At 73.8% G+C, this 26,506-nt stretch carries 24 protein-coding genes; 15 read left to right on the forward strand and 9 right to left on the reverse strand.

Going from position 1 to position 26,506, the window contains the following annotated elements; all coding sequences use genetic code 11:
* The 3 genes from LG634_RS20085 to LG634_RS20095 all read right to left on the reverse strand — a co-directional run.
* Nucleotides 1-623: biotin/lipoyl-containing protein (locus LG634_RS20085; protein ID WP_308072598.1), on the reverse strand; the 623-nt coding region annotated here is incomplete at its 3' end.
* 54 nt (nucleotides 624-677) lie between these two features.
* On the reverse strand, nucleotides 678-2,066 hold the full coding sequence (gene lpdA, locus LG634_RS20090) for a dihydrolipoyl dehydrogenase (RefSeq protein ID WP_226735275.1): 1,389 nt from the start codon (nucleotides 2,064-2,066) through the stop codon (nucleotides 678-680).
* Nucleotides 2,067-2,357: 291 nt separating this feature from the next.
* Entirely contained in the window at nucleotides 2,358-3,887 is a 1,530-nt protein-coding gene (locus tag LG634_RS20095) for a leucyl aminopeptidase (RefSeq protein WP_226735276.1), read from the reverse strand.
* A 338-nt stretch (nucleotides 3,888-4,225) separates the two neighbouring features.
* On the opposite strand from LG634_RS20095, the gene LG634_RS20100 reads away from it, so the two are divergent.
* The 5 genes from LG634_RS20100 to LG634_RS20120 all read left to right on the forward strand — a co-directional run bounded on the left by LG634_RS20100 (nucleotide 4,226) and on the right by LG634_RS20120 (nucleotide 11,071).
* Entirely contained in the window at nucleotides 4,226-6,259 is a 2,034-nt protein-coding gene (locus LG634_RS20100; RefSeq protein ID WP_372482463.1) for a hypothetical protein, read from the forward strand.
* Nucleotides 6,260-6,484: 225 nt separating this feature from the next.
* Complete coding sequence (pelF, locus tag LG634_RS20105; RefSeq protein WP_226735278.1) at nucleotides 6,485-8,041, forward strand: GT4 family glycosyltransferase PelF; 1,557 nt, start codon at nucleotides 6,485-6,487, stop codon at nucleotides 8,039-8,041.
* Nucleotides 8,038-9,570, forward strand: a complete 1,533-nt coding sequence (locus tag LG634_RS20110) for a hypothetical protein (RefSeq protein WP_226735279.1) — start codon at nucleotides 8,038-8,040, stop codon at nucleotides 9,568-9,570. Before pelF ends, LG634_RS20110 begins: the two co-directional genes overlap by 4 nt.
* Before the next feature lie 29 nt (nucleotides 9,571-9,599).
* On the forward strand, nucleotides 9,600-10,247 hold the full coding sequence (locus tag LG634_RS20115) for a spherulation-specific family 4 protein (protein ID WP_226735280.1): 648 nt from the start codon (nucleotides 9,600-9,602) through the stop codon (nucleotides 10,245-10,247).
* Nucleotides 10,244-11,071, forward strand: coding sequence for an endo alpha-1,4 polygalactosaminidase (locus LG634_RS20120; protein WP_226735281.1), 828 nt, complete (start codon nucleotides 10,244-10,246; stop codon nucleotides 11,069-11,071). The genes LG634_RS20115 and LG634_RS20120 overlap by 4 nt, the downstream gene beginning before the upstream one ends.
* A 39-nt stretch (nucleotides 11,072-11,110) precedes the next feature.
* Here the strand turns inward: LG634_RS20120 and LG634_RS20125 are convergent, their stop codons facing one another.
* Nucleotides 11,111-11,938 carry an adenosylcobinamide-GDP ribazoletransferase gene (locus LG634_RS20125; protein WP_226735282.1) on the reverse strand — a complete coding sequence of 276 codons (828 nt, stop codon included), beginning with the start codon at nucleotides 11,936-11,938 and terminating at the stop codon, nucleotides 11,111-11,113.
* Nucleotides 11,939-12,008: 70 nt separating this feature from the next.
* Here LG634_RS20125 and LG634_RS20130 point away from each other — a divergent pair, with 70 nt between their 5' ends.
* Nucleotides 12,009-12,845, forward strand: coding sequence for a hypothetical protein (locus LG634_RS20130; protein ID WP_226735283.1), 837 nt, complete (start codon nucleotides 12,009-12,011; stop codon nucleotides 12,843-12,845).
* Here the strand turns inward: LG634_RS20130 and pspAA are convergent.
* Both pspAA and LG634_RS20140 read right to left on the reverse strand, forming a co-directional pair.
* Nucleotides 12,817-13,095: a PspA-associated protein PspAA gene (gene pspAA, locus LG634_RS20135; protein ID WP_226735284.1), complete on the reverse strand. Its 279-nt coding sequence runs from the start codon at nucleotides 13,093-13,095 to the stop codon at nucleotides 12,817-12,819. The two genes, LG634_RS20130 and pspAA, sit on opposite strands and share 29 nt — an antisense overlap.
* A gap of 14 nt (nucleotides 13,096-13,109) precedes the next feature.
* Entirely contained in the window at nucleotides 13,110-13,901 is a 792-nt protein-coding gene (locus tag LG634_RS20140; protein ID WP_226735285.1) for a PspA/IM30 family protein, read from the reverse strand.
* A 244-nt stretch (nucleotides 13,902-14,145) separates the two neighbouring features.
* Here LG634_RS20140 and LG634_RS20145 point away from each other — a divergent pair, with 244 nt between their 5' ends.
* Together LG634_RS20145 and LG634_RS20150 are read left to right on the forward strand one after the other, a co-directional pair.
* On the forward strand, nucleotides 14,146-14,754 hold the full coding sequence (locus tag LG634_RS20145) for a DUF3043 domain-containing protein (protein ID WP_226735286.1): 609 nt from the start codon (nucleotides 14,146-14,148) through the stop codon (nucleotides 14,752-14,754).
* 38 nt (nucleotides 14,755-14,792) lie between these two features.
* Nucleotides 14,793-15,545 (forward strand): class I SAM-dependent methyltransferase, encoded by a 753-nt coding sequence (locus LG634_RS20150; RefSeq protein WP_226735359.1) that lies wholly within the window; start codon nucleotides 14,793-14,795, stop codon nucleotides 15,543-15,545.
* A gap of 79 nt (nucleotides 15,546-15,624) precedes the next feature.
* On the opposite strand, the gene LG634_RS20155 is transcribed toward LG634_RS20150, so the two are convergent.
* Nucleotides 15,625-15,837: a hypothetical protein gene (locus tag LG634_RS20155; RefSeq protein ID WP_226735287.1), complete on the reverse strand. Its 213-nt coding sequence runs from the start codon at nucleotides 15,835-15,837 to the stop codon at nucleotides 15,625-15,627.
* A 94-nt stretch (nucleotides 15,838-15,931) separates the two neighbouring features.
* Here LG634_RS20155 and LG634_RS20160 point away from each other — a divergent pair, with 94 nt between their 5' ends.
* The 6 genes from LG634_RS20160 to LG634_RS20185 all read left to right on the forward strand — a co-directional run bounded on the left by LG634_RS20160 (nucleotide 15,932) and on the right by LG634_RS20185 (nucleotide 23,019).
* The gene (locus tag LG634_RS20160; RefSeq protein WP_226735288.1) at nucleotides 15,932-17,137 is read left to right on the forward strand and encodes a bifunctional adenosylcobinamide kinase/adenosylcobinamide-phosphate guanylyltransferase; all 1,206 of its coding nucleotides are present in this window, start codon (nucleotides 15,932-15,934) and stop codon (nucleotides 17,135-17,137) included.
* A 152-nt stretch (nucleotides 17,138-17,289) separates the two neighbouring features.
* Nucleotides 17,290-18,363 (forward strand): nicotinate-nucleotide--dimethylbenzimidazole phosphoribosyltransferase, encoded by a 1,074-nt coding sequence (gene cobT / locus LG634_RS20165; protein WP_226735289.1) that lies wholly within the window; start codon nucleotides 17,290-17,292, stop codon nucleotides 18,361-18,363.
* 90 nt (nucleotides 18,364-18,453) lie between these two features.
* Nucleotides 18,454-20,316 (forward strand): phosphatidylglycerol lysyltransferase domain-containing protein, encoded by a 1,863-nt coding sequence (locus LG634_RS20170; protein WP_226735290.1) that lies wholly within the window; start codon nucleotides 18,454-18,456, stop codon nucleotides 20,314-20,316.
* Complete coding sequence (locus LG634_RS20175; RefSeq protein ID WP_226735291.1) at nucleotides 20,313-21,023, forward strand: hypothetical protein; 711 nt, start codon at nucleotides 20,313-20,315, stop codon at nucleotides 21,021-21,023. The genes LG634_RS20170 and LG634_RS20175 overlap by 4 nt, the downstream gene beginning before the upstream one ends.
* 47 nt (nucleotides 21,024-21,070) lie before the next feature.
* A complete protein-coding gene (locus tag LG634_RS20180) occupies nucleotides 21,071-22,309 on the forward strand; it encodes a sensor histidine kinase (RefSeq protein WP_443729018.1) in 1,239 nt (412 codons plus the stop codon).
* Nucleotides 22,306-23,019 carry a response regulator gene (locus LG634_RS20185; RefSeq protein WP_226735292.1) on the forward strand — a complete coding sequence of 238 codons (714 nt, stop codon included), beginning with the start codon at nucleotides 22,306-22,308 and terminating at the stop codon, nucleotides 23,017-23,019. Before LG634_RS20180 ends, LG634_RS20185 begins: the two co-directional genes overlap by 4 nt.
* Nucleotides 23,020-23,119: 100 nt before the next feature.
* Here LG634_RS20185 and nadA read toward each other — a convergent pair whose 3' ends face one another.
* The gene (gene nadA / locus LG634_RS20190) at nucleotides 23,120-24,307 is read right to left on the reverse strand and encodes a quinolinate synthase NadA (protein WP_226735293.1); all 1,188 of its coding nucleotides are present in this window, start codon (nucleotides 24,305-24,307) and stop codon (nucleotides 23,120-23,122) included.
* A gap of 308 nt (nucleotides 24,308-24,615) precedes the next feature.
* Between nadA and LG634_RS20195 the strand changes: the two genes are divergently transcribed.
* The gene (locus LG634_RS20195; RefSeq protein ID WP_125640545.1) at nucleotides 24,616-24,972 is read left to right on the forward strand and encodes a HesB/IscA family protein; all 357 of its coding nucleotides are present in this window, start codon (nucleotides 24,616-24,618) and stop codon (nucleotides 24,970-24,972) included.
* 91 nt (nucleotides 24,973-25,063) lie between these two features.
* Here LG634_RS20195 and LG634_RS20200 read toward each other — a convergent pair whose 3' ends face one another.
* Nucleotides 25,064-26,458, reverse strand: coding sequence for a hypothetical protein (locus LG634_RS20200; protein WP_226735294.1), 1,395 nt, complete (start codon nucleotides 26,456-26,458; stop codon nucleotides 25,064-25,066).
* Between the last annotated feature and the right edge of the window lie 48 nt (nucleotides 26,459-26,506).

Genomic DNA, 26,506 nt, shown 5'->3' on the forward strand with positions numbered 1-26,506 from the left:
GGAGCCGCACCGGCGGCACCGATGACGGCGAGACGGGCGCCGACCTCGGCGGTCTCGTCCTCGCCGACCACGATCTCCAGCAGGGTGCCGGAGACCGGCGCCGGGATCTCGGTGTCGACCTTGTCCGTCGAGACCTCGAGCAGCGGCTCGTCGGCCTCGATGGTGTCGCCGACCGACTTCAGCCAGCGGGTGACGGTGCCCTCGGTGACGGACTCGCCCAGCGCGGGCAGCACGACATCCGTGCCGGACGCGGCGGGCGCCGCGGCGGCGGGGGCGGCCGGGGCCTCGGCGACGGGCGCCGGAGCCGCGGGGGCCTCGGCGACCGGGGCCGGGGCCTGGACGACGGTCTCGGCGGCCGGCGCCGGAGCAGCCGCGGGGGCGCCGGTGCCGTCGTCGATGATGGCCAGCTCGGCGCCGACCTCTACGGTCTCGTCCTCGGCCACCTTGATGGAGGCGAGGATGCCGGAAGCCGGGGCCGGGATCTCGGTGTCGACCTTGTCGGTCGACACCTCGAGCAGCGGCTCGTCGGCCTCGACGCGCTCGCCCTCGGCCTTCAGCCAGCGGGTGACAGTGCCCTCGGTGACGCTCTCGCCGAGCGCCGGAAGGGTTACGGAAACCGCCATGGTTTCTGTTGCTCCTTACGAATTGCGGAAGTGGTCGTCGCGCCCGAGGGACTGCTAGTCGTGGGCGTGCAGCGGCTTGCCGGCCAGGGCCAGGTGGGCCTCGCCCAGGGCTTCGTTCTGGGTCGGGTGCGCGTGGATGAGCTGCGCGACCTCGGCCGGCAGGGCCTCCCAGTTGTAGATCAGCTGGGCTTCGCCGACCTGCTCGCCCATCCGGTCACCGACCATGTGGACGCCGACCACGGCACCGTCCTTGACCTGGACGAGCTTGATCTCGCCCGCGGTCTTCAGGATCTTGCTCTTGCCGTTGCCCGCCAGGTTGTACTTGAGGGCCACGACCTTGTCCGCGCCGTAGATCTCCTTGGCCTTGGCCTCGGTGATGCCGACCGAGGCGACCTCGGGGTGGCAGTACGTGACGCGCGGCACGCCGTCGTAGTCGATCGGGACGGTCTTCAGACCGGCCAGGCGCTCCGCGACGAGGATGCCCTCGGCGAAGCCGACGTGCGCCAGCTGGAGGGTCGGGACGAGGTCGCCCACGGCCGAGATCGTCGGCACGTTGGTCTGCATGTACTCGTCGACCAGGACGTAGCCGCGGTCCATCGCGACGCCCTGCTCCTCGTAGCCCAGGCCCTGGGAGACCGGGCCGCGGCCGATGGCGACCAGCAGCACCTCGGCCTCGAACGTCTTGCCGTCGGCCAGGGTGACCCGCACGCCGTTCTCGGTGTATTCGGCCTTGTCGAAGAAGGTGCCGAGGTTGAACTTGATGCCGCGCTTGCGGAAGGAGCGCTCGAGGATCTTCGAGCTGTTCTCGTCCTCGACCGGGACGAGGTGCTTGAGGCCCTCGATGATCGTGACGTCGGTACCGAACGACTTCCACGCCGAGGCGAACTCGACGCCGATGACGCCGCCGCCCAGGATGATCGCGGACTCCGGCACGCGGTCCAGGACCAGCGCGTGGTCCGAGGAGATGATGCGGTTGCCGTCGATGGTCAGACCCGGCAGCGACTTCGGCACGGAGCCGGTCGCCAGCAGGACGTGGCGGCCCTGGATGCGCTGCCCGTTGACGTCCACGGAGGTGGGGGAGGACAGCCGGCCCTCGCCCTCGATGTACGTCACCTTGCGGGAGGCGACCAGACCCTGCAGGCCCTTGTACAGGCCGGCGATCACGTCGTCCTTGTACTTGTGGACGCCCGCGATGTCGATGCCCTCGAAGGAGGCCTTGACACCGAACTGAGCGGCCTCGCGGGCCTGGTCCGCGATCTCACCGGCGTGCAGCAGAGCCTTCGTCGGGATGCAGCCGTTGTGCAGGCAGGTGCCGCCGAGCTTGTTCTTCTCGATCAGGGCAACGTCCAGACCCAGCTGGGAGGCGCGCAGCGCCGCGGCGTAACCGCCACTGCCACCGCCGAGGATCACTAGGTCGAAAACGGTGCTGGCGTCGTTCGCCACGTCACGTCCTCCATGCATGTGCGCCGGGCACCGGTCCTCTGTGACCGGGCGGCGGCTGGTATTCGGCCGCTGTTTCTTCGGCCCTGTGGTGGGGGCCCTGTCCTGCCGAGAACCCATCTTCGCATTTGTCGAGGGAACGCGGGACGCCGGGCCCGGGGTGCAGCGGGCGGTTCTGCCCGGAGGGAGCGTTACCGCTGCGTAGAAACCTACGGATTTCGTCGAGAGTGAACACGGCCCCGGACCGTCTCCGGTCCGGGGCCGTGTTCACGACAAGACGTACGGATCGCTCCGTCAGCCCAGGTCGCCGGTGGCGGTGCGCTCGGCGAGCCGGACCAGGGTGCGGACCGCGGAGCCGGTGCCGCCCTTCGGGGTGTAGCCGTACGGCGCGCCCTCGTGGAAGGCGGGGCCGGCGATGTCGAGGTGGGCCCAGGTGATGCCCTCGCCCAGGAACTCCTGGAGGAAGATGCCGGCCACCAGGCCGCCGCCCATGCGCTCGCCCATGTTGGCGAGGTCGGCGGTGGGGGAGTCCAGGCCCTTGCGCAGGTCCGCGGGGAGCGGCATCGGCCAGGAGGCCTCGCCGACCTCCTCGGCGATCTCGTGGATCGAGGTGCGGAACGCGTCGTCGTTGGCCATGATGCCGAAGGTCCGGTTGCCCAGGGCCAGCACCATCGCGCCGGTCAGGGTCGCGACGTCGACGATCGCGTCCGGGTTCTCCTCGGAGGCCTTGGTCAGCGCGTCGCCGAGCACCAGGCGGCCCTCGGCGTCCGTGTTCAGGACCTCGACGGTCTTGCCGTTGTACATGCGCAGCACGTCACCGGGGCGGGTGGCGGAGCCGGACGGCATGTTCTCGGCGAGCGCGAGCCAGCCGGTCACGTTGACCTCGAGGCCCAGCTTGGCGACCGCGACGACGGCGCTGAACACGGCGGCCGCGCCGGACATGTCGCACTTCATCGTCTCGTTGTGGCCGGCCGGCTTCAGGGAGATGCCGCCCGAGTCGTAGGTGATGCCCTTGCCGACGAAGGCCAGGTGCTTCTCCGCCTTCGGGTGGGTGTAGGCGATCTTCACCAGGCGCGGCGGGTTCTCGGAGCCCTTGCCGACGCCCATGATGCCGCCGTAGCCGCCCTTGGTCAGCGCCTTCTCGTCGAGGATCTGCACCTTGACGCCCAGCTCCTTGGCGGTCGCCGAGGCGACCGCGGCGAAGGCCTCGGGGGTGAGGTCGTTCGGCGGGGTGTTGATCAGGTCGCGGGCGACGTTGACCTCGCCGGCCACGATCCGGGCCCGCTCGACGGCCGCCTTGTGCTCCTTGTCACGCGGCTTGGCGCCGAGCAGGGCGACCTCGCCCAGCGGGCCCTTGGCCGCGTCCGCCTTGGCAGCCTTCTTCGCGCCGCCCTGGTAGGCGGTGAAGGCGTAGGCGCCGAGCAGGGCGCCCTCGGCGACGGCGGTGACCGCGGAGGCGTCCTCCACCGGCAGCGCGAACGCGGCCTTCTTGGTGCCGGACAGGGCGCGGGCCGCCACACCGGCGGCACGGCGCAGCGCGTCCTCGTCGTAGGACTCGTCCTTCTCCGGTACCGGGCCGAGGCCGACCGCCAGCACGACCGGGACCTTGAGTCCGGCGGGCGCCGGGAGCTTGGTCACCTCGCCGTCGGCGCCGGTGGCGCCCATGGCGTCGAGGACGGCGGCGAGCTTGCCGTCGAACGCCTGGTCCACGGCCTCGGCGCCGGGGGCGACGACGGCGCCCTTGGCGCCCTTGGCCACGCCGACGACGAGGGCGTCGGCGCGCAGCGTCGCCGCGCCGGCAGTGCTGAGAGTCAGAGCAGTCACGGTGGTGAGGTCTCTCTTCCGTTGTTGTGAAGGCCGCGGGGTGGCCGGCCGGACCCAGCGATCGTATTCGGGCCCGCCTGCCGCCGGAAATGAGCCTACGCGTCAGGGATGGTCGTACGTCACTCGAAGGTTGGCGAGCTTGTTCGACCTGTGCGTCACATGGTTCACCCATCTGTGGTCTCTGCTCCAGGTTTGCCGCTTACACAAAGACCGGTCCGCAACACTCAAGCCACTCTCGCAAGGGGACGCGGGGTTCCTTTGCACTATTTCCACAGAGCCTCACCCGTACGGCCTCCCCACGGCCCCGGGACGCGGCTCTGTCGGGGGGAAAGGCCACGATGGTCCACAGGAACCGGATGAACCGGCGTGCCGCTGCATGCCTTGCCGCGGCGCTGGTCACGCTGGCGGTACCGGCCGCGACGGCGCGCGCCGCGGAAGAAGCAGTCACACCCCGGATCGACCTGAAGGTGCTGGTCGTCGACGACGGGGGCAGCTCCGTCGAGGCGATCACCGCCGAGCTGCGCGACACCGGGGTCCCGTACACCCGGGTCGAGCTGGCGGACGACAGCCGGCCCGTCATCGACGCGGCCTTCCTGAGCGACACGGTCGACGGCCGGCCGCGCGCCAAGTACCAGGGCGTGGTGCTGCCGAACGAGGACCCGTTCGGCGCGGGCTCCGCCGAGATGACCGCCCTGGCCGCCTACGAGCGCGCCTTCGGGATCCGCCAGATCGACGCGTACACGTGGGCCCACCCGGGCGTCGGCCTCGACTACACGGACAACGGCGGGTACGCGGGCACCCTCGACGGCACCGAGGCCGCCGTCACCGACGCCGGCAAGGCCGGCCCGTTCGGCTACCTCGGCGGCCAGGTCGCCTTCGAGGACAACGCGGTGCTCATCCCCGAGAGCTACGGCTTCCTCGGCCGCCCGCGGACCGGATACACCAGCCTCGTCGACGCCCCCGTCGGCACCGGCCGGGCCTCCCTCGTCGGCGAGTACGTGCACGACGGGCGCACCGAACTGGTCGTCACCTTCGGCTACAACCAGTACCAGCGGCAGTTCCGGCTGCTGGCCCGCGGCATGGTCGAGTGGCTCACCCAGGGCGTCCACCTCGGCCAGAGCCGCAACTACTTCGCCGTCCACGTCGACGACGTCTTCGCGCCCGACGCCCGCTGGAACCCGGAACTCAACTGCACGCCCGGCGACTACGACTGCGCCGGCGGCGAGGGCGAGGGCAGCACCATCCGGATGACCGCCGCCGACGCCGCGTACGCCGCGCAGTGGCAGCAGACCAAGGGCTTCACCCTCGACATGGTCTACAACGCCGGTGCGGGGGAGGAGTGGAAGGCCGAGAACGGCGGCACCGACGCGTTCACCGACCGGCTCGTCGCCGACCGGGCCCGCTACCGCTGGATCAACCACACCTACACGCACCCGTTCCTCGGCTGCGTCCAGGACACCTCCACCGTCCCGTGGACCTGCGCGGTCAACGCCCAGGGCGCCACCCAGTGGATGAGCCGCTCCGAGATCTCCGCGCAGATCCGCGACAACCACAACTGGGCCGTCGGCAAGGGCATCTCCGTCGACCGCTCCGAACTCGTCACCGGCGAGCACTCCGGCCTGAAGACCCTGCCGCAGCAGCCCCAGGACAACCCGAACCTGGCCGGCGCGCTCGCCGACAACGGGGTCAAGTGGATCGCCAGCGACAACTCCCGCGAGCCGCAGCAGCGGCCCGTCGGCAACGCCGACACCGTCCCGCGGCACCCGATGAACGTCTACTACAACACCGGCCGCCGCACCGAGATGGCCGACGAGTACAACTGGATCTACACCAGCGCCGCCGACGGCGGCAGCGGCATCTGCGAGTCCAACCCGGCCTCCACCTGCCTGCCCGAGCCGCTCGACACCGAGACCGGCTACCTCTCGTACATCGTCCCGCAGGAGACCGGCATCGCCCTGCGGCACGTCCTGGGCAACGACCCCCGGCCGCACTACGTCCACCAGTCCAACCTGGCCGAGGACCGGATCCTCTACCCGGTGCTCGACGGGGTCATCGACACCTACCGCACCCTGTTCGCCGCCAACACCCCGCTGGTGAACCAGCGCCAGCGCGACACCGGCGTCGAACTCGGCCGCCGCGCCGCCTGGGACCGGGCGCTCGCCGACGGCCGGGTCACCGCCTACCGCATCGGCACCACCGTCACCGTCAAGGCACCCGCCGGGATGCCCGCCCCGGTCACCGCCCCCGAGGGCACCCGCAAGCAGCTGCTCCTCGGCACCACCGCCTACGGCTCCGCGTACGCCGGCACCCGTTCGGCCTGGACCTCGCCCGAGCTGCTCCAGTCCGCCGTCACGCTCCGCCTGCCCGGCTGACTCGACCTCCTGTCCCACGGCCGAGCGGGCCGCCGCCCGCTCGGCCTCCGCCCTGCGCAGGGCGAGTGAGCCGAAGGGAGCAGGTCGGCGAAGGCGGGCGAGCGCCCGGAGGAAACCGCGAGGAACGAGCGGTTTCCGAGGACGCACGCCCGCCTGGAACCGACAACGGTGCTCCCGGAGGCGAACCGAGCCTCAGAAAACACAGTCCTTGGGGGGACACACCGCATGAGCCATGGGCGTCACGTCACCATGCTCACCGAAGGCACGTACCCGCACGTCCACGGGGGCGTCAGCACCTGGTGCGACCAGCTGGTCCGCGGCATGCCGGAGGTCGACTTCAACGTCGTCGCCCTCACCGGCACCGGCCGCGAACCGGTCACCTGGGAGCTGCCGCGCAACGTCTACCGCCACACCGCCGTCCCGCTCTGGGGCCCACCACCGCACCGCGGCCGCGGCACCGCCCTGCGGGGCCGCGCCCACCGCCGCTTCACCGGGACCTACGGGCAGTTCCTCACCTGCCTGCTCGATCCGGCGGCCGACCCCGACGGCGCGGGCTTCTCCACCGCCCTCTACGAGCTCGCCCGGCTGGCCCGGGCCGGCCGGCTGTCGGCCGCGCTGCGCTCCGAGTCCGTCCTGCGCACCCTGATGCACGTGTGGCTGCGGCCCGGTCTGCCCACCGCCGCCGCCCGCCCCACCATCCACGACGCCCTCACCGCCACCGACCTGCTGGAACACGCCCTGCGCCCCCTGGCCGTACGGATCCCGCCGGACTGCGTGGCACACGCCGTCAGCAGCGGCCTGGCCACCCTGCCCGCGCTCGCCGCCAAACACCTCGACGGCGTACCGTTCCTCCTCACCGAGCACGGCATCTACCTCCGCGAGCGCTACCTCGGCTACCGCAGCGCCGCCCAGCGCTGGCCCGTCAAGGCCCTGATGCTCGGCTTCTACCGCGCCCTCAACTCCGAGGGCTACCGGCAGGCCGACCTCATCACCCCCTGCAACCAGTACAACCGCCGCTGGGAAGAGCGCGGCGGCGCTCCCGCCGACCGGATCCGCACCGTCTACAACGGCGTCGACCCGCACCTCTTCCCCGACGCCGGACCGGAACCCGAGGTCCCCACCCTCAGCTGGTGCGGCCGCATCGACCCCATCAAGGACCTCGAAACCCTGATCCGCGCCTACGCCCTGATGCGCGCCGAACTCCCCGCGCTCCGGCTGCGGCTGTTCGGCCCGGTCCCGGCCGGCTGCGAGGACTACCGCACCCGCCTGGAGAAGCTGGCCGCCGAACTCGGCGTCACCGACGGCATCACCTACGAAGGCCGGATCAGCCAGGTCGCCAAGGCCTATGCGGCCGGCACCGTCGTCATGCTCTCCAGCATCAGCGAGGGCTTCCCGTTCAGCATCATCGAGGCCATGTCCTGCGGCCGTACGACCGTCTCCACGGACGTCGGAGGGGTCCGCGAGGCCGTCGGCGACACCGGCCTGGTCGTACCGCCCCGCGAGCCCGAACTGATGGCCCGCGCCACCCTCGCCCTGCTGCGCGACGACGCCCGCCGCGCCGAACTCGGCCGGCGGTCCCGGCAGCGGGTGGTCGACGAGTTCACCCTGCACCGCTCCGTCGACGGCTTCCGGCACATCTACCGCGAACTCGCCCGCGGACCCGTCCCCGCCACCGTCCCCGCCGGGGCCGCCCGGCCCGACTGGACCACCGCCGACCCCTGGTACCGCGAACTCGCCGCCTGGGGCGGCCGGCCCGACACCACCGGCGGGAGCGCCCGGTGAGCGGCGGCCTGTGGCTGACGCCCGGCACCCGCTCCGGCGACGACACCCTCCCGAGGATCCCCCGCCCGCGCCGCGGCGGAACCGTGGCCGCCGACCCGATGGAGGAACTCGCAGGCCGGCTGGAGCCGTTCGTCGCCGCCGCCGTCCACCCCGACGAGATCGCGGCCGTCCTGGAGTCCGACGGCATGACCGACGAGCACATCCGGCTCACCTACGGCCGCCCCGACTCCTTCGCCCTCGCCGAAGCCCTGTACGCGCAGGTCCCGCGCTCCTTCCCGGAACCGGCCGGCGCCCCCGACCCGTGGCGGGTCTCCCTCCTCGCCTGCCTGCTGCGCGGCATCGTCTTCGCCCTGCCCGGCCTCGCGTACGTCCTCGGCGCCCCGCTCCTCGAAGGCCCGCCCGACCGACTGGGCCTGCCGAACGGCACCCTCACTCTGCTCGCCGGCGCCCTGATCGGCTGGGTCTGGGACCAGACCCTCTCCCACCGGGCGTACTCCTGGCTGGGCCTGGGCGACCGGGCGGCCGCCGGCCGCACCCTGCTCGTCGGAGCCCCGGCCGGCGCCCTGCTCGGCAGCGCGGCCGCCCTGGCCGTGCCCGGCCCCGCCTTCTCGGCCGCCTTCGCCGCGGGCCAGGCCTGCTACGTCGGAGCCGCCACCGTGCTCCTCGTCCTCGGCCGGGAACGGCTGCTGCTGTGCGCGCTCACCCCGATGGCCGCCGGCACGCTCGTCGCCCTCGCCGTCGGCCTGCCGCTGCCGGTGCGCACCGGCCTGCTGGGCCTCTCGCTCCTCGCCGCCTGCACCCTGGCCGTCCGCGAACTGCCCGTCGCAGAAGGGATCCGGGCCGCCGCCGGCCGGCTCCGGGGCCTGCGGGCCGCCCGCGACCCCGGCGGCCCGGTCCGCTGGCGGATGCTGCGCGACCCCGAGGAGGCGCCCGGGCCCCGCGGACCCTGCTTCGCGGACTCCGTCCCGTACGGCCTGTTCGGCCTGGGCACCGGCGTGCTCGTGCTGTACGCGGCCCTCGGCGAGGTGCTCGCCGGCGGCCCCGCCGAGGCGGCCGCGGCCCCCTCCGCGGTGGCGCTCACCCTCAGCATGGGACCCGCCGAATGGCTGCTGCACCGCTTCCGCAGCGGCAGCCTGGCCGGCCTGCGCTCGGCCCGCACCCCGGCCGCGTTCCGCCGCCGGCTGGTCCTCACCCTGGCCCGCTGCCTGGCGCTCTACCTGGCCGTCCTGCTGGTCCTCGGCGTGGCCGGCACCCTGCTGTGGCCCGGCGCGCCCGCCCTCGGCGGGGTCCGGGTGCTCACCCTGCTGCTGCTCGGCGCGGTGATGTGGACCGGGCTGCTGCTCCAGTCGTTCGGCGCGGTCCGGCTCGCCGCCGGGGTGTGCGCCCTGGCCGCCGCCGTCCAGAGCGTCGCCGTCCTCGTCGGCACCGGGCACCCCCGGCTGGTGCAGGTGGCCGTCGCCGGCGCCGCGGCCGCCGTGCTGTCCGCCCTGGCCTGCGTCCTCCTCGGCCGCGCCACGGCCCACCGCTGACCACCCCGACCCCCACCGAGAAGGACCCCATGCTCCTGGTGCCGCTCTACGAGCACCCCGCCCACCGGCCCGACGCCTGGGAGGCGCTGATCCGCGCGGCCGGCCGGCTGTACGCGGTCGTGCTCAACCCCGACAGCGGCCCGGGCGACGCCCCCGACGCCCGGTTCGAGGAGGTCTCCGCACGGCTGCGCGACGCGGGCGTGCCGGTGCTCGGCTACACCGACACCGACTACGGTCGCCGCCCGCACGCCGACGTCGTCGGCGACCTGCTGCGCCACCGCGACTGGTACGGCGCCGACGGTGCCTTCCTCGACCAGGTCTCCGCCGAAGGGGAGGCCCTGCCGCACTACCGCCGGCTGGCGGTCGCCGCCCGGGCCGCCGGCGCCCGCACCCTCGTCCTCAACCACGGCACCCACCCGCACCCCGGCTATGCCGAACTCGCCGACCTGCTGGTCACGTTCGAAGGCCCCTGGGACGACTACCGGGACGCCGTCGTGCCGGAATGGACCGCCGGCCACCCCGCCGAACGCTTCTGCCACCTCGTGTACGGCGTACCGCCCGGCGCGCCCGCCGCCCGGCTCGCCCGCACCCGGCGGGCCGCGGTGCACTGTGCCGTGCCCGGCTCCGGCGCCCACCCCTGGAACACCCTGCCGTACGCCCTGGAGCCGGCCCGGTGAGGCGGCTGCCCGTACCGCTCCTGCTGCTCGCCCTGCTCCTCGCCGCCTGCACCACCGCACCCCCGGACCACGAGCCGGGCGGTACGGGCGGCCCCGGCGGTGGTACCGGCGGCCCGCGGGCGGGCGCGCGCTGGCAGCCCCGCCCCGGACTCGCCTGGCAGTGGCAGCTCACCGGCCGCCTCGACCGCTCGGCGGACGTACCCGTCTACGACATCGACGGGTTCGAGAACACCGCCGCCGACGTCGCCGCCCTGCACCGGGACGGCCGCAAGGTCATCTGCTACCTGTCCACCGGCGCCTGGGAGGACTTCCGCCCGGACGCCGGCCGGTTCCCGGAGGCGGTCCTGGGCCGCGGCAACGGCTGGGACGGCGAACGCTGGCTCGACATCCGGCGCACCGACGTCCTCGGACCGCTGATGGCCCACCGCCTCGACATGTGCCGCAGCAAGGGCTTCGACGCCGTCGAACCCGACAACATGGACGGCTACCGCAACCGCACCGGCTTCCCGCTCACCGCCGCCGACCAGCTCCGCTACAACCGGCTCATCGCCCGCCTCGCCCACGACCGCGGCCTCGCCGTCGGCCTGAAGAACGACCTCGACCAAATCCCGCAGCTGGTCCCCGACTTCGACTTCGCCGTCAACGAGCAGTGCGCCCAATACCGCGAGTGCGAGCGGCTCACCCCGTTCGTCCGCGCCGGGAAGGCCGTCTTCCACGTCGAGTACGAACTCCCCGTCGAGCGGTTCTGCCCCGACAGCCGCCGGCTGGGCCTGAGCTCCCTGCGCAAGGAGTACGACCTCGGCCCCTGGCGCCGCACCTGCTGAAGCGGCGCCCGGGTCCGGCGGACAGACCCGGCACCGGCCTCATCCGAAGGTCAGCACCACCAGGGCGGCCGTCGCCGCGCTCTCCGCGGTCGCCCCGAACACGTCTCCCGTCACCCCGCCGAACCGTGCCGTGCACCGCCGCAGCACGCCCTCGGCCACCACCAGCCCGCCGGCCACCGCCGCCACGGCCTGCACCGCCACCGGCCAGCCGAACGGCAGCGCCACCGCCGCACCGGCCGCCGCCACCAGCACCGCCGCCGCGCCGGCCGCCCGTACCGGCACCGCGCCGGCCACCGCCGCGCCCAGCCCTTCCGGCCGGGCCGGCGGCACGCCCGCCCGCGAGGCCAGGGTCAGCGCCAGCCGCGCCGTGACCGCCGACAGCACGGCCGCGAACGCCCCCCGCGGCAGGCTCGCCGCGTACAGCTCGGCGAGCGCCGCGGTCTGCGCGCCGAGCACCAGCACCAGCGCGATCACTCCGAACGGCCCGATGTCGGACGCCTTCATGATGCGCAGCGCGGTCTCGGCCGGCTTGGCGCTGCCCAGGCCGTCGGCCGTGTCGGCCAGCCCGTCCAGGTGCAGCCCGCGGGTCAGCGCGGCCGGCACCGCCACCGTGGCCACGGCGGCCAGCAGCGACCCCGACCCGAGGATCACCAGGGCGCTGCCCAGGGCGGCCGCGGCCAGGCCCACGACCAGCCCGGCGAGCGGGGCGGACAGCATGCCGGTACGGGCCGCCGGCCGGTCCCAGCGGGTGATCCGGGCGGGCAGCACCGTCAGGGTGCCGAAGGCGAAGCGGAGGCCGTCGGACAGCCGCGCGCGGTCCTCGGACGAGGCGGCGGGCGGGGGCGGCGGGGGAGGCGTCTCGGTCATCGCCGCGAACGCTACCGGCACGGCCGGACCGGTAAATTACCCAATACGCACCAAAACGGGAGTTGGTGGCATGGGTCACTGGTGGTACCGCAACATCGTCGAGCCGGGGAAGCTCCCCCTGCTGCTGGCGCTTGTCTCGTTCGTGACGTCGTTCCTGGTCACCCGGACCATCACCCGGCTGATCCGGGCGGGCCGCGGACCGTTCAAGAACGTCACCCCCGGCGGCCTGCACGTCCACCACGTGGTGCCCGGTGTGGTCCTGACCGTCATCGGCGGCTTCGGTTCCATCGGCAGCGCCCACCACAGCTTCGGCGGCATGCTCTCCGCCGTCCTGTTCGGCCTCGGCGCCGGCCTGGTGCTCGACGAATTCGCCCTGGTGCTGCACCTGGACGACGTCTACTGGAGCGAACAGGGCCGCAAGAGCGTCGAGATCGTGGTGCTCACCGCCGCCCTGGTGGCCCTGGTCCTCGGCGGCTTCCTGCCGTTCGGCGTCAACGAGCTGACCGAGGACGAGCGGCACAACCGCGGCCTGGTCGTCATCAACACGGCGACCAACTTCTTCCTCGCCCTGATCGCCCTGTGGAAGGGCAAGCCGCGGATGGCCCTGTTCGGCACCGTCATCCCGTTCCTCGCCCTGATCGGCGCGGTCCGGCTGGCCCGGCCGGGCTCCCCGTACGCGAAGCGGTTCTACGTGAACCGGCCGCGGGCCCGGGCCAAGGCCGGGCTGCGGGCGTACCGCCACGACCGCCGGTGGGCCGCGCACGGCCGCAAGCTGCACGACTGGATCGGCGGCGCACCCGACCGGCCGGCCCCCGCCGCGGCGGCCCTGCCGGGCGGGGCCGGGGGCGAGGACCCGGGCCCGGACGGGGGCCCGGGACTCAGCCGGGAATCAGACCGTCGTCACTGAGCATCTCGCGGACCTCTTCGAGGCTCGCGTCGGGCGCCGGCAGGATCAGCTCCGACGGCTCCAGCGCGTCGTCGGGCAGCGGCGATCCCAGCTCGCGCACCTTGTCGAGCAGGGCGTGCAGGGTGCGCCGGAAACCCTCCCCGTCGCCCTGCTCCAGCTCCGCCAGCAGTTCGTCGTCGAGCACGTTCAGCTCGGCGACGTGCGCATCGGCCAGGCGGACCTGGCCTTCCCCCATGATCCGGACAATCATGACGGGCCCCGTTCCTACTGCTTGTCGAACCGGTGCTGCGACTGGGACTGCTGCGCGCCGCCGTTCTGCCCGCCCTCGATGGCGGGCTTCGGGGCGGAGCCGCCGGCCAGCTCGGCCTTCATGCGGGCGAGCTCCAGCTCCACGTCCGTACCGCCGGAGAGCCGGTCCAGCTCGGCCTGGATGTCGTCCTTGGAACCCAGCCCGGACTGGTCGTCGAGGGCGCCCGAGGCGAGCAGCTCGTCGATCGCCCCGGCCCGCGCCTGCAGCTGGGCCGTCTTGTCCTCGGCCCGCTGGATCGCCAGGCCGACGTCGCTCATCTCCTCGGAGATGCCCGAGAAGGACTCCGCGATCCGGGTCTGCGCCTGGGCCGCGGTGTACGTCGCCTTGATCGTCTCCTTGCGGGTCCGGAACGCGTCGACCTTCGCCTGGAGGCGCTGCGCGGCGAGGGTCAGCTTCTCCTCCTCGCCCTGAAGGGTCTGGTGCTGCACCTCCAGGTCGCTGACCTGCTGCTGGAGCGAGGCGCGGCGGCTGAGCGCCTCCCGCGCCAGGTCCTCACGGCCGAGCGCCAGCGCCTTGCGGCCCTGGTCCTCCAGCTTCGCGGACTGGCCCTGGAGCTGGTTCAGCTGCAGCTCCAGCCGCTTGCGCGAGGTCGCGACGTCCGCGACACCGCGGCGCACCTTCTGCAGCAGCTCCAGCTGCTTCTGGTACGAGTAGTCGAGGGTCTCGCGAGGGTCCTCGGCCCGGTCAAGGGCCTTGTTCGCCTTCGCGCGGAAGATCATCCCCATACGCTTCATGACACCGCTCATGGGCTTCGCGCGCCCCCTTCTCGACGGACACCGGCTCGGACTCCAACAGCTCCCACCCTACGCGGGGGCTGCTTCCATTAGCTCACTCTTGATGAGCTTCTGCGCTCCTCCTCCAGGACGAGCGTGACACCGTGCGCCTCCGGCCTGAGGAGTAGGTGTCACCCGCAGACGCACTGGTGAAGACGCCCGTCGTTGCCGGATCGTTCCCCGCAGGGGTGGGGTCCATGCCCGGTACCCCGTACCCTTGGGTCCTGTGTTTGGTAGCCGTTCCTCCAAGGAAGAGAAGGCCCCCACCGACAAGGTGAGCGCGGACCTCTCCAAGCAGCCCCGTGACCCTCAGGCACCCAAGGGCCGCCCCACGCCGAAGCGCGCCGTCGCCCAGTCGCAGCGCCGCAGCGTGGCGGCCTCGACCGGAAACCGCAAGGAGGACGCCAAGCGCGCCCGCGAGCGGCGCCGGGTGGAGCTGACGCGTCAGCGCGAGGCCCTGGCCAGCGGGGACGAGCGCTTCCTGCCCGCCCGCGACAAGGGCCCGGTGCGCCGGTACGTCCGCGACTACGTGGACTCCCGGTTCACCGTCGCCGAGCTGTTCCTGCCGCTGGCCGTGGTCATCCTGGTCCTCAGCATGATCCGGGTGCCGGCGCTGCAGAACATCGCCCTGCTGATGTGGCTCGCGGTGATCGCGCTGATCATCATCGACTCCATCGGCATCGTGTTCCGGCTGCGCAAGGCCCTGGCCCAGCGCTTCCCGGACGAGCCCCGGCGCGGCGCCGTCGCGTACGGCCTGATGCGCACCCTCCAGATGCGCCGGCTGCGGCTTCCCAAGCCGCAGGTCAAGCGCGGAGAGCGGCCCTGAGCGGAGCGGACGGCTTCGCGGGGGGCGCGGGCCCCTGGCTGTCGGGTCTCGGCGGCCTCCGCAACGCCGTCCGCCAGGAGCTCGTCGCCCGTCAGGTCGACGAGCAGATCGGGCAGCGCTTCCCGGTGGGGCAGCGGCTGCGGATACTCGACGTCGGCATGGGCCAGGGCACCCAGGCGCTCCGCCTGGCGCGCGCCGGGCACCTCGTGACCGGCCTGGAGTCCGATCCCGAGATGCTGGCCGCCGCCCAGGAGGCGCTGGCCGGCGAGCCGGCCGGGATCCGCGACCGGGTCCGCCTGATGGCGGGCGACGGCCGTGAGACCGGCGCGCACTTCCTGCCGGGCAGCTTCGATGTGGTGCTCTGCCACGGCGTGCTGATGTACGTGCCCGAGCCGGACGCCATGCTGGCCGGGCTGGCCCGCATGCTCGCCCCCGGCGGGCTGCTCTCCCTGCTCGTGCGCAACGGCGACGCGCTCGCCATGCGGGCCGGGCTGGGCGGCGACTGGGAAGGCGCGAACACCGCCTTCGACTCCGCCGAGTACACCAACCGCCTCGGCCTGCCGGTCCGCGCCGACCGGCTCGGCGCGCTCACCGCGACCCTGTCCGGCATCGGCGCCCCGCTGGGCGCCTGGTACGGCGTACGGGTCTTCACGGACACCGCCGCGGACGGCGCGGCGCTGCCGCCGGAGGCCGAGCTGGACCGGCTGCTGGCCGCCGAGGACCGGGCCGGCCGCACCGACCCGTACCGCTCGGTGGCCGCCCTGCTGCACCTGTGCGGCGTCCGGGGCTAGCCTGCCGCTCTACGGCACCGGCACACGACGGCCCCCCGCCGCACACCGCGGCAGGGGGCCGTCGCCGTTGCCGGGCGCCTCAGGCGTCCAGGGCCCCTCGCAGGCTCATCGAGTAGATCTCCGCCCCGGCGTCGTCGGAGAGCTTCACCTGCTCCACGCCGCCGTCCAGCAGCTCCCTCCACACCTCGCCGATCCAGGACTCCGCGTCGCCCTGGGTGCTGAACTCCTCCGGCTCCACCGCCGGCGAGGTCTCGGCTCCGTCGGCCGTCTCGAACCGCCACGTCCACGCCATGTCCGCCTCCACAGGTTCAGTTGCCTCAGCCGTAAGACTGCCCGCAGCGTAGCCGGGCGCGCACCACTCGCGGCGACGCGGGAGGATCTTCCTCGTGGAACTGACTCTCCTCGGCACCGGCGCCCCCGACGGCCTCCCCCGTCCCGGCTGCCCCTGCGCCGCGTGCGCGGCCTCCGTCGGCGGCCGCAGCCGCGCCGCCACCGCCCTGCTCGTCGACGGCGCCGTGCTGCTCGACCTCACCCCGGGAGCGGTGCTGGCCGCGGCCCGCGCCGGGCACTCCCTGGGCGGGGTGCGGCAGGTGCTGCTGACCCACCCGCACGACGGGCCCGCCCTGGAGCTGCCGCCCGGGCTGCCCGCCGCGGTCCGGGTGCCCGACGGCCGCGAGCTGGCGGTGATCAGCGGGCACCGGGTGAAGGCCGTGCCGATGGACGGGCCCGGCACCGGGTACGAGGTGACCGGCCCGGCGGGGGAGCGCCTGCTGTACCTGCCGCCGGGCGGTTCCCCGGCCGGGGCCCGCGGCCACCGGGCCGCGCCGTACGGCATGGTCCTCGCGGACGCCACCGGGCGGCCGGACGCGCTGGCCCTGCTGCGGGCCACCGGCGCGGTGGGTCCGACCACCGACGTGATCGCCGTGCACCTCGACCACGACGTGCCGCCCGGCCGTGAGCTGGACCGCCGGCTTGCCGCGGCCGGCGCCCGCGCGGTGCCCGACGGCACCACCCTCGTGGTGGGCGACTACCGGGCGGTGCCCGACCTGCCGCGCCGCACGCTGGTGCTGGGCGGCGCCCGGTCCGGCAAGTCGGTGGAGGCCGAACGCCGGCTGGAGGCCTTCCCCGAGGTCGAGTACGTGGCCACCGGCGGGACCCGGGAAGGCGACCCGGAATGGGCGGCCCGGGTCTCCCTGCACCGCGAGCGCCGCCCCGGCAGCTGGCGCACCACCGAGACCTGCGACCTGGTGCCGCTGCTCGGCACCGCCGGCCCGCCGCTGCTCGTCGACTGCCTGGCGCTGTGGCTGACCGACGCCATGGACCGGGCCGGCGCCTGGGACGACGGGACCTGGGAGAACGGCGGCCGGGCGCAGCTCGCCGAACGGACGCAGGCCCTGGTGGCGGCGGTCCGCGGAACCTCCCGGCAGGTGGTCGCGGTCAGCAACGAGGTGGGTTCCGGGGTGGTGCCGGCGACCGCGGCGGGCCGCCGGTTCCGCGACGAGCTGGGCCGGCTCAACGCGGCCGTCGCCGCCGAGTGCGAGCACGTCCTGCTGGTCGTCGCCGGACAGGCCCTCGTCCTCAAGGACGGCTGACCGCCCGTACGCCGGAACCCCGCGCCGGTCCCGTCGGACGGGACGGGCGGGAGGGCGCCCGGGAGATCGCCGGAGAGGCCGCCGGGAAGCGGCGTACGGCAAGGGTGCACGGCCCGGCCGGGACGGCACGGGCCGCCTGTAACCTTCGGCAAATGGACAGGCTGAACCTCGACGACTTCTCCGACCTGATCGAGCGCCCCGACGCGGGCGTGCGGCGCGACGCCGAAGAGCGCCGCGAACGGCTGGCCGTGCCCGCCGGTTCGCTGGGCCGCCTCGACGAGCTGGCCGAGTGGCTGTCCGCCGCCCAGGGCGCGGTGCCGGTGCGCCCGGTGGAGCGGCCCCGGGTGCTGCTGTTCGCCGCCGACCACGGCATCGCCGGCCAGGGCGTCTCGGCCCGCGAGGCAGGCTCCGCCCACCTGCTGGTGCGCGCCGTGCTCGACGGGGAGAGCCCGGTGGCCGTGCTGGCCCGCCGGTTCGGCGCCGGCGTCCGCGTGGTCGACGCGGGCCTCGACTGCGACCCGGAGCTGCTGCCCGAGGAGGTCGTGCGGCACCGGGTGCGCCGCGGCAGCGGCCGGATCGACGTCGAGAACGCGCTGACCGCCGAGGAGGCCGAGGCGGCCCTCCGGCTGGGCATGCGGATCGCCGACGAGGAGGCCGACTCCGGCACCGACCTGATCGTCCTCGGTGACCTGAGCGTCGGCGGCACCACGGCCGCCGCCACCCTGATCGCCGCCCTGTGCGGCACGGACGCCTCCGTGGTCACCGGCCGCGGCGGCGCCCCCATCGACGACCTGGCCTGGATGCGCAAGTGCGCGGCGATCCGCGACGCGCTGCGCCGGGCCCGCCCGGTCCTCGGCGACCAGGTGGAGCTGCTGGCCGCGGTCGGCGGCGCCGACCTGGCCGCCATGACCGGCTTCCTGCTCCAGTGCGCGGTCCGCCGGCTGCCCGTGGTCCTCGACGGCGTGGTCACCGCGGCCTGTGCGCTGGTCGCCCAGCGCGCCGCGTTCCGGGCGCCGGACTGGTGGCTGGCCGGGCAGACCAGCGGCGAGCCGGCCCAGGCCAAGGCCCTGGACCGGATGGCACTCAACCCCCTGCTCGACCACGGCGTCTGTGTGGGTGAAGGAACCGGGGCGTTGCTGGCGCTCCCGCTCGTCCAGGCGGCTGCCGCACTCGCGGCCGAGCTGCCGCTCCGCGAGGAGGACGCGGCGGCGGAGCCGGCGGTCTGAGCTTCGGGGTCCGGCCCTGACCACGCCGCGCCCCTGCTCTTCCATGGACTGTGATGCCCCATATCATCGTTTTTCATGGGAGAAGTCCGTTTGGCTACCGTCGATTCGAGCCGAGAGCCCGGCCGGGACACCGGCCGGGAACCGGGCCGCGGGGACGGCCGGGAGAGCACCGGCCGCACCAGTGAGCACCGCTCCGGAAATGACACCGACCGCGGTGCCGCCGACCGCAGCACCGCCCGCTCCCGCCGCAGCGCCGCGTTCGCCGTCTGGTACCTGCGGGCCGTCACCTTCGTCAACTTCCTCAGCGCCGTCTGGGTGTCGCTCGGGCAGGACCTGCGCCGCCACAACACCGACGACTACTTCACCCCGTACATGCTCACGGCCGGCTTCGCCTCCGGACTGTTCACCCTGCTCCTCGCCGTGACCATGGGCCGCCGCAAGCGCGCCGCCTGGATCCTCAACCTCGTCCTCAGCGGCCTGCTGCTGCTCCTGCTCGGCTACGGGCTCAAGTTCCCCGAGATCAGCCGGCACCCGCAGAACTGGATCTCCCTCGCCTTCACCGGCCTGTTCGTCCTCGCGCTGCTGCTCGGCCGCCGCGAGTTCTACGCCAAGGGCGACCGCTCCAACCCCAGACTGGCCGCCGCCGTCGGCGTGTTCGGCCTGCTCGCCACCTCGCTGGCCGCCGCCTGCCTGGTCGGCCTCACCAACCGGGCCCACGGCGACGGCTCCTCCTTCATGGACCGCTGGCGCTACGGCGTCATGCGCCTGGTCACCCTCGCAGCCGACGACTCCGCGTACCGCGGCATCTCCACCCCCGCCTGGGTGGACGTCGCCATCAACGTCCTGTCGATGCTGCTGCTCCTCGCCGTGCTGTTCGCCGCGTTCCGCTCCCGGCGCGCCGTGGACCCGCTCACCGAGGACGACGAGGAGCGGCTGCGGGCCCTGCTCGCCCGCCAGGGCGACCGCGACTCCCTCGGCTACTTCGCGCTGCGCCGCGAGAAGAGCGTCATCTGGTCGCCCACCGGCAAGGCCGCCGTCACCTACCGCGTCGTCGGCGGCGTCTCCCTCGCCTCCGGCGACCCCCTCGGCGACCCCGAGGCCTGGCCCGGCGCCATCGAGCCCTGGCTGGCCGAGGCCCGCGAACACGGCTGGGTCCCCGCCGTCATGGGCGCGAGCGAGGAAGCCGGCACCGTCTACGCCCGGCACGGCCTCGACGCCCTCGAACTCGGCGACGAAGCCATCGTCGAGACCGCCGACTTCACCCTCGAAGGCCGCGCCATGCGCACCGTCCGGCAGGCCTACAACCGGGTCAAGCGGGCCGGCTACGACGTCCGCATCCGCCGCCACGCCGACATCCCCGCCGCCGAGATGGACGAACTCCTGCGCCGCGCCGACGACTGGCGCGACGGCGCCACCGAACGAGGCTTCTCGATGGCCCTCGGCCGGCTCGGCGACCCCGCCGACGGCCAGTGCGTGATGCTGGAGTGCACCGACGGCGACGGCAACCTGCGGGCCCTGCTGTCCTTCGTCCCCTGGGGCCCCAAGGGACTCTCCCTCGACCTGATGCGCCGTGACCGCGACTCCGAGAACGGCCTGATGGAGTTCATGGTCATCGAGCTCCTCGAACGCTCCCGCGAGATCGGCGTCACCCAGGTCTCCCTGAACTTCGCCATGTTCCGCTCCGTCTTCGAACGCGGCTCCCGCCTCGGCGCCGGTCCCGTCCTGCGGCTGTGGCGCTCCCTGCTGAGCTTCTTCTCGCGCTGGTGGCAGATCGAGTCCCTCTACCGGGCCAACGCCAAGTACCGGCCGATCTGGGAACCGCGGTTCATGCTCTTCGAGAAGAGCTCCGACCTGCTGCGCATCGGCATCGCCGCGGGCCGGGCCGAGGGCTTCCTGGAGGCCCCCGGGCTGCCGAAGTGGCTGCACCGCAGACACCTGGAGACCAAGCGTTGAACACGGGCGCCGCGGCCCGCTTCGCCCGCCGCGAGTGGGGACCCCTGTACGGGACGCTGAAGGACGCACTGGTCCGGCGCCGCTGGCGGGCCGCCCCCATGACCCTCGGCGCGGTCGCCCTGACCTCGGTCTTCCAGATCGTGCAGAACCAGCCCTGGGGCTTCCAGCCCGTCCAGAACCTCGGCTCCGTCAAGGCCACCGACCCGCTGTGGCTGGCCCTGCTGCGCACCCCGCTGTCGCTGTTCGTGCCCGCCCTGGACCTCCCGGTCTGGGGCGCGCTCGCCCAGATCCTGCTGGTCTTCGGCATCGCGGAGATCTGCATCGGCTGGTGGCGGACCCTGCTGATCGGCTACGTCGCCACCCTCGCGGGCACCACGTACGCGCGCATCGGCCTGGCCCTGGGCCAGGACCACCCGCTGGGCCTGCCCGACTCGGACCGGCTCGTCAACGACACCGGCCCGTCCGCCGCCGTCGTCGGCCTCGCCGTGTACGTCTGCTGGCGCTACCGCGCGTACGTCACCGGAGCCCTCGTGATCGCCGTGATGATCATCGAGGTGCTGGTGAAGAACAACCTCGCGGGCAAGGAGCACCTCGCCGCGATCGCCGCCGTCCTCGCCGTCTGCGCGGTCCGCACCGCCTGGGGCCCGTCCCGCCCCCCGGCCCCCGCCGGGCCACGGCTCCACCCGGGCCGGCGGACCGGGGGGTGACCGGCCGGGGGCCGGCCACCGGGCCCGGGCGCGTACCGTAGCCCGTCGTGACGGCGACACCCCCGGCCCCGCAGGCCTCCCGTACCACCCGCATCCGCGACTGGCTGTGCGCGCACCCCGACGGGACCGACGCCATGCTCGCGCTGGCGGTCCTCGCGGCCATGGTCATCGGTTCCTTCGCCGAGCCGCAGGGCGTCGGCGGGCCCGAGTTCGGCACCCGCACCCCCGACCTGCCCAGCCTCGGACTGATGGTGCTGGGAGCGGCCGCGCTGGTCTTCCGGCGCCGCCGGCCCCGCACCGTTCTCGCCGCCACCAGCGCGGTCACCCTCGTCGAGCTCCTCGCCGGCCCGGCCCGCGCCCCCGTCGCCATGAGCGCCGTCGTCGCCCTGTTCACCGTCGCCGCCCGCACCGACCGGCCCACCACCTGGCGGGTCGGCCTGCTCACGATGACCGGCCTCACCGCCGCCGCCCTGCTGGCCGGCCCGCTGCCCTGGTACGCCCAGGAGAACATCGCCGTGTTCGCCTGGACCGGCATGGCCGCGGCCGCCGGCGACGCCGTCCGCAGCCGCCGCGCCTTCGTCGACGCCATCCGCGAACGCGCCGAACGCGCCGAACGCACCCGCGAGGAAGAGGCCCGCCGCCGCGTCGCCGAGGAGCGGCTGCGCATCGCCCGCGACCTCCACGACGTCGTCGCCCACCACATCGCCCTGGTCAACGTCCAGGCCGGGGTCGCCGCCCACGTCATGGACAAGCGCCCCGACCAGGCCAAGGAAGCCCTCGCCCACGTCCGCGAGGCCAGCCGCACAGCCCTCGGCGAACTCCGCGCCACCGTCGGCCTGCTCCGCCAGTCCGGCGACCCCGAGGCCCCCACCGAACCCGCTCCCGGCCTCGCCGTCCTCGACGACCTCGTCGACACCTTCCGGCACGCCGGACTGCCGGTGGCCGTCGCCCGCGACCCCGGCGCCCCGCCGCTTCCCGCCGGCGCCGACCTCGCCGCCTACCGCATCGTCCAGGAAGCCCTGACCAACGTCCGCAAGCACGCCGGCGCCGACGCCCGCGCCGAGGTCAGCATCGTCCGGGTCGGCTCCGCCCTGGAGGTCACGGTCCTCGACGACGGCGGCACCACCACCGCCGTCCCCGCCGGCCCCGGCGGCGGCCACGGCCTCCTCGGCATGCGCGAGCGGGCCGGCGCCCTCGGCGGCAGCTGCTCGGCCGGACCCCGCTACGGAGGCGGCTGGCGGGTCCATGCGATCCTGCCCCTGGACCACGCCAGGGAGGACGCATGAGCACCGACCGCCCCATCCGGGTGCTGCTCGCCGACGACCAGGCCCTGCTGCGCAGCGCCTTCAAGATCCTCGTGAACTCCGAACCGGACATGGAGGTCGTCGGCGAGGCCCCCGACGGCGCCCAGGCCGTCGCCCTCGCCCGCGAGCAGCACGCCGACGTCGTCCTCATGGACATCCGGATGCCCGGCACCGACGGCCTCGCCGCCACCCGCACCATCAGCTCCGACCCGGCCCTCGCCGACGTCCGCGTCGTGATGCTCACCACCTTCGAGGCCGACGAGTACGTGGTCCAGGCCCTGCGCGCCGGCGCCTCCGGCTTCCTCGGCAAGGGCGCCGAACCCCAGGACCTCCTCGACGCCATCCGGATCGCGCACGCCGGCGAGGCCCTGCTCTCCCCGGTCGCCACCAAGGGCCTCATCGCCCGCTTCCTCGCCCAGGGCGGCGGCTCCGACCCGGTTCCGGGCACCGGGCACGCCGAACGGCTCGCCGCCCTCACCGGCCGCGAGCGCGAGGTCCTCGTCCACGTGGCCGCCGGCCTGTCCAACGACGAGATCGCCGGGCGCCTCGAAGTCAGCCCGCTCACCGTCAAGACCCACGTCAACCGGGCCATGGCCAAGCTCTCCGCCCGCGACCGCGCCCAGCTCGTCGTCATCGCGTACGAGTCCGGCCTGGTCAGGCCGCGCGGGGACGGCGCGCCGCACCCTCAGTAGGCCGCCGCACCCGCAGCAGAACGACGTGAAGGGGCGCCCCTCGGGTGAGGGGCGCCCCTTCCGGTGCCCGGGAGCGGCCGGCCGCCGGCCGCCCGCCGTACTACGGCAGCGCGAGCATCCGCTCCAGCGCGAGCTTCGCGAAGCTCTCGGTCTCCTTGTCGACCTGGATCCGGTTGACCAGGTTGCCCTCGGCCAGCGACTCCAGCGTCCACACCAGGTGCGGCAGGTCGATGCGGTTCATCGTGGAGCAGAAGCAGACCGTCTTGTCGAGGAAGACGACTTCCTTGTCCTCGGCGGCGAAACGGTTCGCCAGGCGGCGCACCAGGTTCAGCTCCGTGCCGATGGCCCACTTGGAGCCGGCCGGGGCCGCCTCCAGCGTCTTGATGATGTACTCCGTGGAGCCCACGTAGTCGGCGGCCGCCACCACCTCGTGCTTGCACTCGGGGTGCACCAGCACGTTGACGCCCGGGACCCGCTCGCGGACGTCGTTGACCGAGTCCAGGCTGAAGCGGCCGTGCACCGAGCAGTGACCCCGCCACAGGATCATCTTCGCCGCGCGCAGCTGGTCGGCGGTCAGCCCGCCGTTCGGCTTGTGCGGGTTGTAGACCACGCAGTCGTCCAGGGACATGCCCATGTCGCGGACGGCGGTGTTGCGGCCCAGGTGCTGGTCCGGCAGGAAGAGGATCTTCTCGCCCTGCTCGAAGGCCCAGTCCAGCGCCTTCTTCGCGTTCGACGAGGTGCAGATGGTGCCGCCGTGCTTGCCGGTGAAGGCCTTGATGTCGGCGGAGGAGTTCATGTACGAGACGGGCACGGTGACGTCCGCGATCCCGGCCTCGGTCAGTACGTCCCAGCACTCGGCGACCTGCTCGGCGGTGGCCATGTCGGCCATCGAGCAGCCCGCGGCCAGGTCCGGCAGGACCACCATCTGGTCGTCGGTGGTCAGGATGTCCGCGGACTCGGCCATGAAGTGCACGCCGCAGAAGACGATGTACTCGGCCTCCGGCTTGGCGGCGGCGTCGCGGGCCAGCTTGAAGGAGTCGCCGGTGACGTCGGCGAACTCGATGACCTCGTCACGCTGGTAGTGGTGGCCGAGGATGAAGACCTTGTCCCCGAGCTTCTCCTTGGCCGCGCGGGCGCGCGCCACGAGGTCCGGGTCGGACGGCGAGGGGAGGTCGCCCGGGCACTCCACGCCGCGCTCGCTCTTGGGGTCGGCTTCGCGGCCGAGCAGCAGCAGGGCGAGGGGCGTCGGCTGGACGTCCAAAGGCTGGGCGGTGGTCACGACACGCACCCTTTCTGTTCTGCGACTTGGGAGTCCGCAGGTCTGCGGCTAGGCGACTTCTGCGACTTCTCGTCTAGTTGACGTTATCTATCATAACCGCTTCACGTCACTTTGACGATGCCGATAGTGTCGATGTGACGAATTCGCGGGCGGCTCGCGAGGGGGTCCACCCCTCCGTCCCGGTGTGCGAGCATGAATGTCTGAAACAAGCGTCAGGCCCGGAATGAATCCGCGGCCCCGTCGGTTGCCACCGACGGCAAGAGTCCGACGTTTCCCTGCCCCGGCGGGGAGCCGCCCCACTTCGGGAGTGAATGCAGATGTCCGTTCAGGACGACAAGACCACTGTGAGCGACGGCATCCTCCTGTCCGACGCCGCCGCCGCCAAGGTCAAGGCCCTGCTGGAGCAGGAAGGCCGGGACGACCTGGCGCTCCGCGTCGCCGTCCAGCCCGGCGGCTGCTCCGGCCTGCGCTACCAGCTCTTCTTCGACGAGCGCTCCCTCGACGGTGACGTCGTGAAGGACTTCGACGGAGTCAAGGTCGTCACCGACCGCATGAGCGCCCCCTACCTGGGCGGCGCCTCGATCGACTTCGTGGACACCATCGAGAAGCAGGGCTTCACGATCGACAACCCGAACGCCACCGGCTCCTGCGCCTGCGGCGACTCGTTCAGCTAAGCGCACCCCCGCAACCGCGGCACGCGCAGAAGGGGCGGCACCGGAATCCCGGTGCCGCCCCTTCTCGCGTTCCGGCCCCGCCGGCCGCCCGCTACTGCCGGCGCAGCGGATCGCCGGTGGTGCCGTCGACCACCCGCTTCGCGTTCAGCGGCTGCTCCAGCACCGCCGACAGCGACATCTCCTGGGCGATCATGATGCAGGCCCGGTCCGGGTCCGGATTGGTCTCCGTCACCCGCACCGTCACCGACGCCGGGTGCTCCCGCACCTCCAGCGCGTACGTGCTGCACACCCCGCCCCAGAAGTGCACCGTCAGCTTCCCGCCGCGGTGCTCGTACGAGAACCCCGGCACGGTCCGCACCTCCGGCCGGGTCTCCCCGGCCGCCGCGGCCGGCTGCGCCACCACGTGCCCGGGGCCGCCGTCCCGCCCGGCCACCGAGAACAGCCAGGCCGGCACCAGCTGCCGGGTACCGCCGTCTGCCGACGGCGTCAGCCCCAGCACCGCACCCGTCACCCGCTCGATCCGCGCCGGGCCGGGCGTGCCGGGCGTGCCGGAACCGGGCGGGCACGGCACCGCCGGGTCCGCCACCGCGTCCGGTGCGACGGCCGCGTCCGGGACCGGCGTGGCGCAGCCGCCGATCGACGGCTTGGGCGCGCCCGCGTTCAGCCGCTCCAGCGCCCGCGCCGCCGACAGCACCTGCTGCTCGTCGCCCCGCACCGGCGCCGACAGCTCACCGCTGCCGCTCACGACCTGCCCGTCCGGGCCGATGTGCACCTTCGTGGACCAGCCGTGCACCGGCAGCCCGCCGACCACCGGGTCGGCCGTGACCACCCGGGCCGATCCCAGCACCACCGACGCGTCCAGCTTCGCCCCGGCCAGCCCGGCCGCCGCCAGCACCGGCTTCGCGGCCGCCTTCGCCGCCTCCTCGCCCACCGGGGTGCCGGCGCCGTCCGCCCCGCCCTCCGGCAGCACCGCAGGGCCGCAGGTGTCCTTCCCGCGCTCGCAGTCGTCCGAGCCGCCCGTCTGGAACAGGCTGAACGACCAGGCGCCCGGGGCCTGCGCCGACACCTGGAGCCGCGGGCCCGAGCCGTCCTTGGCCACGCCCGCCCGCCACAGCCCGCCGGACTCCCGCGGCACGCCGGGCACGCCGAGCGCGGACGCCAGCCGGGCCACCCCGTCCTGCGTCACCGCCCCCGCGATCCGGTACGCGTACGCCCGCCCCGGCCCCTCCGGGAGCTTCCCGGCCGCCCGGTAGACCACCCCGTGGCCCGACGGGTCCGGCTCCCCGGGCGCGATGCCCGGCGGGGGAGTGGTGGGATCCGCCGTACGGGTGTCCGCCGCGGCCGCGCTGCGCGGCGCGGCGGGGTCCCCGTACGCGGTGCTCGCCCAGTACGCCGTACCGCCGCCCGCGAGCAGGACCGCGGCCGCGATCGAGGCGACGGCCACCGAAGGCCGCCGTCGCATCCCTGAGGTGGGTTCTCCGGTCACCGCATTGCTCCTTCGCCGTCCGTGGTGCAGATGGGACGGACCCGGACG

The sequence above is a fragment of the Streptomyces bambusae genome (assembly GCF_020532645.1).
Classification (GTDB): Bacteria; Actinomycetota; Actinomycetes; order Streptomycetales; family Streptomycetaceae; genus Streptomyces; species Streptomyces bambusae.

Excerpts from the sequence above, each read along its gene's own strand:
- LG634_RS20100 (WP_372482463.1), top strand. The coding sequence starts at position 4,226 with ATGGTCCACAGGAACCGGATGAACCGGCGTGCCGCTGCATGCCTTGCC.
- pelF (WP_226735278.1), top strand. The coding sequence starts at position 6,485 with ATGAGCCATGGGCGTCACGTCACCATGCTCACCGAAGGCACGTACCCG.
- LG634_RS20115 (WP_226735280.1), top strand. The coding sequence starts at position 9,600 with ATGCTCCTGGTGCCGCTCTACGAGCACCCCGCCCACCGGCCCGACGCC.
- LG634_RS20125 (WP_226735282.1), bottom strand. The coding sequence starts at position 11,938 with ATGACCGAGACGCCTCCCCCGCCGCCCCCGCCCGCCGCCTCGTCCGAG.
- LG634_RS20130 (WP_226735283.1), top strand. The coding sequence starts at position 12,009 with ATGGGTCACTGGTGGTACCGCAACATCGTCGAGCCGGGGAAGCTCCCC.
- pspAA (WP_226735284.1), bottom strand. The coding sequence starts at position 13,095 with ATGATTGTCCGGATCATGGGGGAAGGCCAGGTCCGCCTGGCCGATGCG.
- LG634_RS20140 (WP_226735285.1), bottom strand. The coding sequence starts at position 13,901 with ATGAGCGGTGTCATGAAGCGTATGGGGATGATCTTCCGCGCGAAGGCG.
- LG634_RS20155 (WP_226735287.1), bottom strand. The coding sequence starts at position 15,837 with ATGGCGTGGACGTGGCGGTTCGAGACGGCCGACGGAGCCGAGACCTCG.
- cobT (WP_226735289.1), top strand. The coding sequence starts at position 17,290 with ATGGACAGGCTGAACCTCGACGACTTCTCCGACCTGATCGAGCGCCCC.
- LG634_RS20185 (WP_226735292.1), top strand. The coding sequence starts at position 22,306 with ATGAGCACCGACCGCCCCATCCGGGTGCTGCTCGCCGACGACCAGGCC.
- LG634_RS20195 (WP_125640545.1), top strand. The coding sequence starts at position 24,616 with ATGTCCGTTCAGGACGACAAGACCACTGTGAGCGACGGCATCCTCCTG.